This is a genomic window from Streptomyces lienomycini, assembly GCF_027947595.1.
GTDB classification, from domain to species: domain Bacteria; phylum Actinomycetota; class Actinomycetes; order Streptomycetales; family Streptomycetaceae; genus Streptomyces; species Streptomyces lienomycini.
Window position 1 is genome coordinate 6,283,840 of sequence record NZ_CP116257.1, and the last position, 12,005, is coordinate 6,295,844.

The window sequence follows — 12,005 nt, forward strand, 5'->3', positions numbered from 1 at the left end:
ATCGCGGGCGTGGCGGCAGCGGACTCCGAGGAGTTTCTGAACACCGCTTACGGCATCGCCGACAGCATGGGAGCGCCCCGGGGCCGGGCTCTGCTCGTCGGCCAGCAGAAGGACCAGGTCACCAAGGCGTCCTCCGCCGCGCTGAACGCGATGATCAAGGCCGGTGAAACGGCGTTGGCCGCCACCAAGGCCTCCGCCGGTGACAGCGCGACGATCGCCGCACGGGCAGTGACGCAGGCGGCCGGTACGCAGGCTGCCTTCCGTACCGCCGCCGCCCGGGCGGCCAAGGAACAGGCGAAGGCCGCAGCCGACGCCGCCGCCGTCCAGGCGAGCAACGCCAAGGCCGCCCGCGACACCGCGAAGGCCAAACTCACCGAGACGCAGAACGCCGAAGCCGACGCGAAGGCCGCCGCGGCCACGGCCCACGCCAAGCGACTCGCCGCGGAGAAGGAGGAGGCCACCGCCAAGGCCGAGAAGGAGACCGCGGCACAGAAGCAGGCCGAGGCCGCGGAGCACAAGAACAAGGCTCAGCAACGCGCGACCGAGGCCAAGGACGCCAAGGAACGGGCGGAGACCGCCGACACCACGGCCACCGAGAAGCGCAAGGGCGCGGAGGCCGCCCGCGACAAGGCCAAAGCCCTGCGCGACGACGCCTGGGACGCCGAGCAGAAGGCGAACGCCGCCCGGGCCAAGGCCGACGCCAAGGAGGCCTATGCCCAGGCGTCCGCGTCCGAGGACAATGCGCAGGAGGCCCGGAAGGCGGCCAACGACGCCGATGCCGCCGCCGACGACGCGGAGACGGCGGCCGTCGCCGCCCGTTCCGAGGCGGACAAGGCGACCAAGGCAGCAGCCGATGCCGACGCGGCGGCCACTCGGGCGGAGGCCGCGGCGAAGCGGTCCCGGGCCGACTCCGACGCCGCCCAGGCCGCCAAGCTGACGGCGGACGCCGCGGTGAGGACCGCGACCAGTACGGCGGCGGATGCCATCAAGGCGTCCAAGACCGCCGCGACGGCGGCCCGTACGGCGGTGGAGTTGGCCGACGACGCCGAGCAGCACGCCGCCGACGCCAAGAAGGAGGCGGACGCGGCCAAGGCCGAGGCGGTCACCGCGCTCGCCGGTGCCAACGAGTCCACGGGCTACGCCTACACCACCGCGCAGGCGGCGGTGGACGCCGGCAACTCGGCCGCGCAGGTCGTCGCACCGGCCAACGACGCCATCCAGCTCGGATCGCCGTATGTCACCACCGACTCGGCCGCCGGACTCGCCGTACTGACCGGACAGTCGTCGAAGACGATCGCCGAACAGCAGCAGGCCGTCGCCGAGGCGCACGCGCAGAACGCGGTGGAGTCGGCCGCCCAGGCGCAGAGCGTGGCCAACGCGGCAAGCGGTGACGCCAAGGCCGCTTACACACTGGCCGCCGAAGCCCTCGGCTACGCGGCGGACGCACGCAACTCCGCCAAGGAAGCCTTGGGGTACTCGGCAGAAGCAGCCTCGTACGCGGCCCAGGCCGCAGAGTCACTCACCCGCACCATCGCCTACGACACCCAGGCCACCAAGGACGCGGCAGCGGCCGACAGCGCGGCCGGCCGGGCCGAGGGCCACGCGGAAGACGCCCGCGACTCCGCCGATGCCGCAGCCCTGGACGCCGAGGCCGCCCGCAGTGCTGCGGACACGGCGGAACAGGCGGCCAAGGACGCCCGGGACGCCGCCGACCACGCCGCCACCGAGGCTGCGGCGGCGGAGGAGGCCGCCAAGGACGCCCAGAAGTACGCCGAATCGGCTCAGCAGGCAGCCGAGCAGGCCGAGAAGGAAGCGAACGCAGAACAGATCGACAAGGGAACGGTTGTCGACCAGGCCGGAGCTCCCATCGGCGACGTGTTCTACGTGGTCGACCACATCGAGAAGATCGGCGAACCGGAAGTCGTGAAGCAGTCGGACGGCTGCGAGGGCTGGATCGACGAGCTCTTCTACAACGGCGACTGCACCATGACCACGAAGCTCCGCTACAAGGAGGTGTTCGACCTCTACCTGTGCACGGCGGAGGACCTGGACGCGTCGCAGTACATGTGCCCGTCCGGCGCGACGGTCTACCTCGGTGAATACACCTCCGACGTGCTGTCCACCGAGGTCACCCACAACATCACGATCGCCGAGTACCAAGAGGGCGTCGACCCGGTCGACATCCTCTTCGGCAGCTGGATCAAGTGCGCCCAGAAGATCGTCCCGGGCGGCGCGAGCGGCAGCTGGGGCGGCTGCGGATGGGCCGCCGTGGACGTCGCGAGCCTGTTCGCGGGCAAGTTCATCAGGCCGATCGCGGACGCGGTCAAGGCGGTCGACGCCGCCGCGAAGACCGGCATCCGCTTCACCGACGCCTACAAGGCCCTGCGTTCACTCGGTCTGCCCGAAGCCGCCGTCGCAGGCATCACCAGAGCGTCCTTCCAGCAGCTGAGGAATCTTTGCCTCAAAAGCGGCTTGGCCGCCAAGACACGCGGTCGCCAGCCCGTTCACAGCCCCGCGGGCGAGACTCCCGCTCTCGTTCGAAACGTCAGCTGTCCCACCTACATCGACGTCTATCCCAGCGGACTTGGGATCGTCGCCGACATCGACAAGGACGGGCTCGTCTCGTTCGTCATCAAGGCGGGCAGCGACACACCGAGGGGAAGTGAAATGTTCAACGCCGCACTTGCCCACTACGGCAGCAACGTGAAGGGAGTCAAAGCCTACTGGCAGAATGGCGGCGACTTGAGCGACAATCTCGATTCCTTCAACGCCGCCGTCCGAGGCGGCGCGTCACTCGAAGAGGCGGCATTGGCGACGTTCACCGGAAAGATGTCCCAGAGAGCGGGCTTCTCCCATGTGGAGATAACTGAGCTCCGGGGCATGCCAGGCCACTACACGAACGTGGGCGCGGCCTTCCGGTAGAGAGCAACCGATCACGAACTGCCGCACATGTGCCGGGATGGGCTTCACACGGAGCCCACCCCGGCACACTTCGGAATCACCCAAGAGCACACAAGATGAGGCAAAATATTAAGATGACCGAGCTGGAAAAGGTGGCGGGCGAGCTGCAAGCGGCCCATGCCGGAGGGATGGACGCGGTGGAACTTGCTCTGCTTTCCCGAGAGAAAATGGGAGCGACGTTCGGCGTCATCTCATTCATCGCCGCCTTCCGTCATGCGTTCGACGTCCCCCTCCCCGTGTTGCAGCGTGCTCAGGCATGGGAGCGATTCGGATGGGGAGACACGCATATAACTGACGAGGAGTTCCGTGCTGTCCTTTCACCATGGTTGACAGGGCGTCAGCAACAGGGCGACTGAGGTCGAGATCACCCGACGTCGTCACGGCCCCGTCGCCATCTCCCACACCAGCACCTCGGCCCCCGTCCCCGCCACCGCCTCCACCCCCTCGGCGTCCGTGATGCGGGCCGCGTCCCCCGCAGCCAACACCTCCCCGCCCAGCGTCACCTCGCCCCGCACCACATGGACGTACACAAACGCACCGTCCGGCACCGCCGTCCGCTCCCCCGCGGCCAGGCGGCGCACATGGAGCATCGCGCCCGCTTCCGGGACGGCGTACGGGGTGGAGTCCGCGATGCCCCGGACGATCTCGTAGGCGGGGTCGCCGCCGGGGTCCAGCGGGGCCAGCCACATCTGGACGAAGGTGAGGGGGACGGCGGCGTCGTTGCGCTCGACGTGGCGGACGCCGCCCGCCGCGCTGAGGCGTTGCACGTCCCCGGCGCAAACCACCGTCTCGCGGCCCGTGCTGTCGCGGTGGGTCAGCTCGCCCTCCACGACCCAGGTGACGATCTCGGTGTGGCTGTGCGGGTGCTCGTCGAAGCCGGCGCCGGGGGCGAGGCGCTCCTCGTTGCAGGCGAGCAGGGCTCCGAAGCGGAGGTTGCCGGGGTCGTAGTGGGGGCCGAAGGAGAAGGCGTGGCGGGAGGCGATCCCGGCTGCCGGATCACCGCCCGGGTAGCGCTCGTCGGCGCGGCGTACGTCCATCACGTCGTTCACCGTAGACCCGGCGCGGCGGGGTTTGGAGGGCGGCCGTGCCGTCCAGTACCGCCCCCGGCGGCACACCCGCCCGGCCCGATAAGGCAGTCTTGTCCCCGTGCCCGAACCCGAAACCGGCAAGCCCGCTGCCTCCGCCCAGCCCGTCCACCAGCACACCGCGACGCTCAAGCGGCTGGAGCAGTCCTCCGGGTCGCTCGCCGCGCAGGCCATCGCACGCATGGACGAGACACTGCCGTGGTACCGGGCGATGCCACCGGAGAACCGTTCCTGGATCGGGCTGGTCGCCCAGGCCGGCATCGCCGCGTTCACCGAGTGGTTCCGGCGGCCGGACGCGCCCCAGGCCATCTCCACCGACGTCTTCGGCACCGCGCCCCGCGAGCTGACCCGGGCGATCACGCTGCGGCAGACCGTGGAGATGGTGCGGACGACCATCGAGGTGATGGAGTCCGCGATCGACGAGGTCGCGGCGCCCGGGGACGAGTCCGTGCTGCGCGAGGCGCTGCTCGTGTACGCGCGGGAGATCGCCTTCGCGACCGCCCAGGTGTACGCGCAGGCCGCCGAGGCACGCGGTGCCTGGGACGCGCGGCTCGAGTCGCTGGTGGTGAACGCCGTGCTCAGCGGCGAGGCCGACGAGGGGGCCGTGTCGCGGGCCGCCGCGCTGGGCTGGAACTCGCCGGAGCACGTGTGCGTCGTGCTGGGCACCGCTCCCGACGGGGATTCCGAGCTGACCGTGGAGGCCATTCGGCGTGCGGCGCGGCATGCCAAGCTCCAGGTGCTGACCGGGGTGCTCGGGGACCGGCTCGTGGTGATCGCGGGGGGCAGCGACAATCCGCTGGCCGTCGCGAAGTCGCTGATCGGCCCGTTCGCGCCGGGTGCGGTGGTGGCCGGACCGGTGGTGCCGGACCTGCAGGCCGCGACCCGGTCCGCGCAGGCCGCCGCCGCCGGGCTCAAGGCCGGCACCGCCTGGCAGGACGCTCCGCGTCCCGTGCTCGCCGACGATCTGCTGCCGGAGCGCGCGATCGCCTCCGACCCCTCGGCCCGTGACCAACTGGTGGAGGAGATCTACAGACCGCTGGAGGAGGCGGGGGCGGCGCTGCTGGAGACGCTCAGCGTCTACCTGGAGCAGGCGAGCAGTCTGGAGGGCGCCGCCCGGATGCTCTTCGTTCACCCGAACACCGTGCGCTACCGGCTCCGACGTGTGACTGACGTCACCGGGTGGTCACCCTCTGATGTACGGTCTGCGTTCACACTGCGCATCGCCCTCATCCTGGGGCGTCTGGCCGATGGAGATCCGCAACTCTAAGCTTTTGTGGAGGGTCCACAAAACCCCCTCGTGTTCTTCGTCCCTGTCCCCACGGGCGGTCCCGGCCGTCCTCAAGAGAGAGTGTGAGAGTGCTCGTACTCGTCGCTCCCGGCCAGGGCGCCCAGACGCCCGGCTTCCTGACTGACTGGCTCGCCCTTCCCGGCGCCGCGGACCGCGTCGCCGCGTGGTCCGACGCCGTCGGACTCGATCTCGCCCACTTCGGCACCAAGGCCGACGCGGACGAGATCCGAGACACGTCCGTGGCCCAGCCGCTGCTGGTCGCCGCCGGTCTCCTGTCCGCCGCGGCACTCGGTACGCAGACATCTGTCGCTGACGCGACGGGCCCCGGGTTCGCGCCCGGCGCGGTCGCGGGCCACAGCGTCGGCGAGATCACCGCCGCCGCCTTCGCGGGCGTCCTCGACGACACCGCCGCGCTGACCCTCGTACGCCGTCGGGGCCTGGCCATGGCCGAGGCCGCCGCGGTGACCGAGACCGGCATGTCGGCGCTGCTCGGCGGCGACCCCGAGGTGAGCGTCGCGCACCTGGAGAAGCTCGGCCTGACCCCGGCGAACGTGAACGGCGCGGGTCAGATCGTGGCCGCCGGCACGATGGAGCAGCTGGCGGCGCTGAGCGAGGACAAGCCCGAGGGCGTGCGCAAGGTCGTGCCGCTGAAGGTGGCCGGAGCGTTCCACACGCGCCACATGGCGCCCGCCGTGGACGTGCTCGCCGAGGCCGCGAAGGCGTTGACGCCGGCCGACCCGAAGGTGGCGTACGTCTCCAACAAGGACGGGCGGACCGTCGCCACCGGCGCCGAGGTGCTGGAGCGGCTGGTCGGCCAGGTGGCCAACCCCGTCCGCTGGGACCTGTGCATGGAGACGTTCAAGGAGCTGGGCGTCACCGCGATCATCGAGGTGTGCCCGGGCGGCACGCTGACCGGGCTGGCCAAGCGGGCGCTGCCCGGTGTGAAGACGCTGGCCCTGAAGACCCCCGACAACCTCGACGCGGCCCGTGAGCTCGTCGCCGAGCACACCCAGGCCTGACAAGGAGCGCGAGAGCATGTCGAAGATCAAGCCCAGCAAGGGCGCCCCGTACGCGCGCATCCTCGGCGTCGGCGGTTACCGTCCGACGCGGGTGGTGCCGAACGAGGTGATCCTCGAGAAGATCGACTCGTCCGACGAGTGGATCCGCTCGCGCTCCGGCATCGAGACCCGGCACTGGGCCGGCCCCGAGGAGACCGTCGCCGCGATGTCGGTCGAGGCGTCCGGCAAGGCGATCGCGGACGCCGGGATCGACGCCGCGCAGATCGGCGCCGTGGTCGTCTCGACCGTGTCGCACTTCAGCCAGACCCCGGCCATCGCCACGAAGATCGCCGACCAGCTCGGCACGGACAAGGCCGCCGCCTTCGACATCTCGGCGGGCTGCGCGGGCTTCGGCTACGGCCTGACCCTGGCCAAGGGCATGGTCGTCGAGGGTTCGGCGGAGTACGTCCTCGTCATCGGCGTGGAGCGGCTGTCCGACCTGACCGACCTGGAGGACCGGGCCACGGCCTTCCTCTTCGGCGACGGCGCCGGCGCGGTCGTGGTCGGCCCGTCCAAGGAGCCGGCGATCGGCCCGACGGTCTGGGGCTCGGAGGGCGACAAGTCCGAGACGATCAAGCAGACCGTCACCTGGGACCGGTTCGCGATCGGCGACGTCGCCGAGCTGCCCCTCGACTCCGAGGGCAACGTCAAGTTTCCTGCGATCACGCAGGAGGGCCAGGCGGTGTTCCGCTGGGCCGTGTTCGAGATGGCGAAGGTCGCGCAGCAGGCGCTGGACGCGGCCGGGATCAGCCCGGACGACCTGGACGTCTTCATCCCGCACCAGGCCAACGTGCGGATCATCGACTCGATGGTGAAGACACTGAAGCTGCCGGAGCACGTCACGGTCGCCCGTGACATCCGCACCACCGGCAACACCTCGGCCGCCTCGATTCCGCTCGCGATGGAGCGGCTCCTGGCGACCGGGGACGCGAAGAGCGGCGACACCGCGCTCGTCATCGGCTTCGGGGCGGGTCTCGTCTACGCCGCGACGGTCGTTACCCTCCCCTAGGCACTCCGTGCCGGATCATTCGGTCCGGAGCGGAGAGCAGCAACGCCCGCCGTCGACGCGGCGGGCCGCCACACCCCGGACAACAACGAAGGAGCGCCATCATGGCCGCCACTCAGGACGAGATCGTCGAAGGTCTCGCGGAGATCGTGAACGAGATCGCCGGCATCCCGGTTGAGGACGTCAAGTTGGACAAGTCCTTCACCGACGACCTGGACGTCGACTCGCTGTCCATGGTCGAGGTCGTCGTCGCCGCCGAAGAGCGCTTCGACGTCAAGATCCCGGACGACGACGTCAAGAACCTCAAGACCGTCGGCGACGCGACGAAGTACATCCTCGACCACCAGGCCTGATCCGCCGATACTCGGGCAAGCCCTCGGGCCCGCCCGGGTATCCGGGCAGACTGCCCCGCCACCCGGCGGTGGCGCCGTACGAATCCGTATCCCGTTGGAGAAAGAATTCCCGTGAGCTCGACCAATCGCACCGTGGTCGTCACCGGTATCGGCGCAACCACACCGCTGGGTGGCGACGCAGCCTCGACCTGGGAGGGCCTGGTCGCCGGCAAGTCCGGCGCCAAGCCCCTGGAGCAGGAGTGGGCCGCCGACCAGGCGGTCCGCATCGCCGCGCCGGCCGCGGTGGACCCCTCCGAGGTCATCCCGCGGCCGCAGGCCCGCCGACTGGACCGTTCGGCGCAGTTCGCGCTGATCGCGGCCCGGGAGGCCTGGAAGGACGCCGGTTACTCCGGCAAGGCGGGCGAGAGCCCCGCCGACGAGGGGGCGGCCCACGTCGACCCCGACCGGCTCGGCGCGGTCATCGCCTCCGGCATCGGCGGCGTGACGACCCTCCTCGACCAGTACGACGTGCTCAAGGAGAAGGGCGTTCGCCGCGTCTCCCCGCACACCGTCCCCATGCTCATGCCGAACGGCCCCTCGGCCAACGTGGGCCTGGCCGTGGGCGCCCGCGCGGGCGTGCACACGCCGGTCTCCGCCTGCGCGTCGGGCGCCGAGGCCATCGGCTACGCCATCGAGATGATCCGCACCGGCCGCGCCGACGTCGTCGTCGCGGGTGGCACGGAGGCGGCGATCCACCCGCTGCCCATCGCCGCGTTCGGCAACATGATGGCGATGTCCAAGAACAACGACGACCCGCAGGGTGCCTCGCGGCCCTTCGACACGGGCCGTGACGGCTTCGTCCTCGGCGAGGGCGCCGGCGTCCTGGTCCTGGAGTCCGCCGAGCACGCCGCCGCGCGCGGTGCCCGGGTCTACGCGGAGGCGGTCGGTCAGGGCATCTCCGCCGACAGCCACGACATCGTGCAGCCGGAGCCGGAGGGCCGCGGCATCTCCGCCGCCCTGCAGAACCTGCTGGACCGCAACGACCTGGACCCGGCGGAGATCGTGCACGTCAACGCGCACGCCACCTCGACGCCGGCCGGCGACATCGCCGAGCTGAAGGCGCTGCGCAAGGTCCTCGGCGACGACGTCGACCACATGGCGGTCTCGGGCACCAAGTCGATGACCGGTCACCTCCTCGGTGGCGCGGGCGGCGTGGAGTCCGTGGCGACCGTGCTCGCCCTGTACCACCGGGTGGCGCCGCCGACCATCAACCTCGAGAACATCGACCCGGAGGCCGAGGCCAACGCGGACATCGTCCGCGGCGAGGCCCGCAAGCTGCCGGTCGAGGGCCGTATCGCCGCGCTGAACGACTCGTTCGGCTTCGGCGGGCACAACGTGGTTCTCGCGTTCCGGTCGGTCTGAGCGACCGCCGTACGTACGTGAAGGGCCCCCCCGGCCGGTGGGGGCCCTTCACGCATGCGGAGGACGGGACGGGGGGTCAGACCACCTGGTGCAGCCAGCGGACCGGGGCGCCCTCGCCCGCGTGGCGGAAGGGCTCCAGTTCGTCGTCCCAGGGCTTGCCGAGGAGCTTGGCGATGTCCGACTCGAGGTCGGTCTCGCCGCGCTGGGAGCGGACCAGGGCGGCGCGCAGCCGGTCCTCGGGGATCATGATGTCGCCGTGGATGCCGGTGACGGCGTGGAAGATGCCGAGGTCGGGGGTGCAGCTGTAGCGTTCGCCCTCGGCGTTCGCGGAGGGGTCCGCGGTGACCTCGAAGCGCAGCAGCTGCCAGCCGCGCAGGGCGGAGGCGAGCTTGGAGGCGATGCCGGCCTGGCCCTGCCAGGAGAACTCGGAGCGCCAGGTGCCGGGCGCGACGGGCTGCCGGGTCCAGTCCAGGCCGACGCGGGTGCCGAGCACCCCGGCGATGGCCCACTCGACGTGCGGGCACAGCGCGCGCGGCGCGGAGTGCACGTACAGGACTCCACGGGTCGTCACCGGAACCTCCGGGCTGAGCGGGACATCTCGGAACGGGGTGGAACTGCGTGGCCGGCGGGCCACATGAGGGCGAGGCTACCGTGCGACGGCGCAAGGAGTGTGACGTACCGTCGGTCCCGCCGCCGACAAACCCGCGTCATTCACCCGGCAGGACGCTTGTACGGGTGTGAGCCGTTGCATCCGTGCCCCCGGGAACCCTCGCGCGGTGTCATGGGTTGATGACGTTGGAGGCACGCGAGGCGAGGGGCGGGACCGGTATGAGCCGAGGGACGGACCAGGGGACGCGGTACGGCCGTCGCCGCGGACCGCGCCGGGTGCGCGCCGCGCTCGCCGTCCTGACCGCCGCGACCGTGCTGGGCGTGGCGGGCTGCGACGCCGCGGGCGGCGACTCCCCCGGCCCCTCCGGCAGTGCGTCGAAGCGGTCGGGGTCCGGCCCGTCCTGGGACACCGGTCCGGCGTCGGTCGCCGCGGTGGGCGACTCCATCACCCGCGGTTTCGACGCCTGTACGGTCCTGTCGGACTGCCCCGAGGTGTCGTGGGCGACCGGCAGCAGCGCCGAGGTCGACTCGCTGGCCGTGCGGCTGCTGGGGAAGGACGGGGCGGCCGAGCGGAGCTGGAACTACGCGGTGACGGGGGCCCGGATGGCCGATCTGACCGCGCAGGTGACGCGGGCGGCGGAGCGGAAGCCGGAGCTGGTCGCGGTGATGGCGGGGGCGAACGACGCGTGCCGGGCCACGACCTCGCAGATGACGCCGGTGGCGGACTTCCGGACGCAGTTCGAGGAGGCGATGACCACCCTGCGCGAGAGGCTGCCCAGGGCGCAGGTGTACGTGTCGAGCATTCCGGACCTGAAGCGGCTGTGGTCCCAGGGGCGTACCAACGCGCTGGGCAAGCAGGTGTGGAAGCTGGGCCTGTGCCCGTCGATGCTGGGCGACGCGGACTCGCTGGACGCGGCGGCGACGCTGCGGCGCAACACGGTGCGGGACCGGGTGGAGGACTACAACGCGGTGCTGCGGGAGGTCTGCGCGAAGGACCGGCGGTGCCGCACCGACGACGGCGCGGTCCACGCGTACCGGTTCGGCACCGGCCAGTTGAGCCACTGGGACTGGTTCCACCCGAGTGTGGACGGCCAGGCGCGGCTGGCGGAGATCGCCTACCGCGCGGTCACCGCGAAGTCCTCGTGACACGGGGCTTCCTGACGCGGGCTTCCTGACCGGCCGCTGACCTGGAGTGTCCTAGAGTTCCGCACATGAGCGAACACTTCGGCACCCTGTCCGACGGCACCGCGGTGCGCCGCTGGACCCTGGAGCGGGCCGGTGTACGGGTGCGGGTCCTGTCGTACGGGGGGATCGTGCAGTCGGCCGAGGTTCCGGACCGGGACGGGAACACCGCCGACGTGGTCCTGGGCTTCGCGGACCTGGACGGCTACGTGTCGCACCCGGAGCCGTACCTGGGCGCGCTGGTCGGGCGGTACGCCAACCGGATCGCGGGCGGGCGCTTCCCGCTGGACGGGCGGACGTACGCGGTGACGCGCAGCGAGGGGGCGAACTCGCTGCACGGCGGCGAGCGCGGCTTCGACAAGCGCGTGTGGGACGTGGAGGTGATCGCGGAGGGCGTCCGGCTGAGCCGGGTCTCCCCGCACGGCGAGGAGGGCTTCCCGGGCCGCCTGGAGATGTCGGCGACGTACACGCTGGAGGAGTCGGGCGCGCTGCGGATCGCGTACGAGGCGGTCACGGACGCGCCGACGGTGCTGAACCCGACGAACCACAGCTACTTCAACCTGGGCGGCTCCGGGCACGCGGGCGGGCACGAACTGCGGTTGGCCGCCTCCCGGATCACCCCGGTCGATGCCGGCCTGATCCCGACGGGCGGTCTGGAGGACGTGGCGGACACGCGCTTCGACTTCCGGCGGGCGCGCAAGGTCGGTTCGGGCTACGACCACAACTTCGTCCTCGACAAGGGCGTGACCGGCGCCGCCGAGGAGGTCGCCGAGCTGTACGACCCGGCGTCGGGGCGGGTGCTGACGGTGGCGACGACCGAGCCTGGCCTCCAGCTGTACACCGCCGACCACCTGGGCGAGCCCTTCGCCCCCGGCGACGGGATCGCGCTGGAGACCCAGCACTTCCCCGACTCCCCGAACCGGCCGGACTTCCCGAGCACGGTGCTGCGGCCGGGTGAGGTGTTCCGCTCGGAGACGGTGTACGGCTTCTCGGTGCGGTAGGGGGCGGCCGGACGGCCGAGCCCCGGCCCGGCCGTCAGGTCCCGGGCCGGGGCTGTTCGCG

The 12,005-nt window shown here is 71.4% G+C and carries 11 protein-coding genes; 9 read left to right on the forward strand and 2 right to left on the reverse strand.

The features are described from left to right. Positions 1-9 precede the first annotated feature (9 nt). Complete coding sequence (locus BJ961_RS36315) at positions 10-2,922, forward strand: coiled-coil domain-containing protein (protein WP_271415692.1); 2,913 nt, start codon at positions 10-12, stop codon at positions 2,920-2,922. 113 nt (positions 2,923-3,035) lie between these two features. After that, positions 3,036-3,317 carry a hypothetical protein gene (locus BJ961_RS28730; protein ID WP_271415693.1) on the forward strand — a complete coding sequence of 94 codons (282 nt, stop codon included), beginning with the start codon at positions 3,036-3,038 and terminating at the stop codon, positions 3,315-3,317. A gap of 21 nt (positions 3,318-3,338) precedes the next feature. Here the strand turns inward: BJ961_RS28730 and BJ961_RS28735 are convergent, their stop codons facing one another. Then, positions 3,339-3,998 carry a pirin family protein gene (locus BJ961_RS28735; protein ID WP_271417197.1) on the reverse strand — a complete coding sequence of 220 codons (660 nt, stop codon included), beginning with the start codon at positions 3,996-3,998 and terminating at the stop codon, positions 3,339-3,341. A 109-nt stretch (positions 3,999-4,107) separates the two neighbouring features. Between BJ961_RS28735 and fasR the strand changes: the two genes are divergently transcribed. From fasR to BJ961_RS28760, 5 genes are all read left to right on the forward strand, one after another. Beyond that, positions 4,108-5,313 carry a fatty acid biosynthesis transcriptional regulator FasR gene (gene fasR, locus BJ961_RS28740; protein WP_271415694.1) on the forward strand — a complete coding sequence of 402 codons (1,206 nt, stop codon included), beginning with the start codon at positions 4,108-4,110 and terminating at the stop codon, positions 5,311-5,313. A gap of 89 nt (positions 5,314-5,402) precedes the next feature. Then, entirely contained in the window at positions 5,403-6,353 is a 951-nt protein-coding gene (locus tag BJ961_RS28745; protein ID WP_271415695.1) for an ACP S-malonyltransferase, read from the forward strand. Positions 6,354-6,369: 16 nt separating this feature from the next. Next, the gene (locus BJ961_RS28750; protein ID WP_271415696.1) at positions 6,370-7,401 is read left to right on the forward strand and encodes a ketoacyl-ACP synthase III; all 1,032 of its coding nucleotides are present in this window, start codon (positions 6,370-6,372) and stop codon (positions 7,399-7,401) included. 101 nt (positions 7,402-7,502) lie between these two features. Next, positions 7,503-7,751, forward strand: a complete 249-nt coding sequence (locus tag BJ961_RS28755; RefSeq protein WP_271415697.1) for an acyl carrier protein — start codon at positions 7,503-7,505, stop codon at positions 7,749-7,751. Positions 7,752-7,862: 111 nt separating this feature from the next. Then, the gene (locus BJ961_RS28760) at positions 7,863-9,152 is read left to right on the forward strand and encodes a beta-ketoacyl-[acyl-carrier-protein] synthase family protein (protein ID WP_271415698.1); all 1,290 of its coding nucleotides are present in this window, start codon (positions 7,863-7,865) and stop codon (positions 9,150-9,152) included. A gap of 76 nt (positions 9,153-9,228) precedes the next feature. Here BJ961_RS28760 and BJ961_RS28765 read toward each other — a convergent pair whose 3' ends face one another. After that, on the reverse strand, positions 9,229-9,723 hold the full coding sequence (locus BJ961_RS28765; protein ID WP_271415699.1) for a DUF3145 domain-containing protein: 495 nt from the start codon (positions 9,721-9,723) through the stop codon (positions 9,229-9,231). Between the two features lie 257 nt (positions 9,724-9,980). Between BJ961_RS28765 and BJ961_RS28770 the strand changes: the two genes are divergently transcribed. After that, on the forward strand, positions 9,981-10,907 hold the full coding sequence (locus BJ961_RS28770) for an SGNH/GDSL hydrolase family protein (protein ID WP_271415700.1): 927 nt from the start codon (positions 9,981-9,983) through the stop codon (positions 10,905-10,907). 65 nt (positions 10,908-10,972) lie between these two features. After that, on the forward strand, positions 10,973-11,944 hold the full coding sequence (locus BJ961_RS28775) for an aldose epimerase family protein (protein WP_271415701.1): 972 nt from the start codon (positions 10,973-10,975) through the stop codon (positions 11,942-11,944). Positions 11,945-12,005 lie beyond the last annotated feature (61 nt).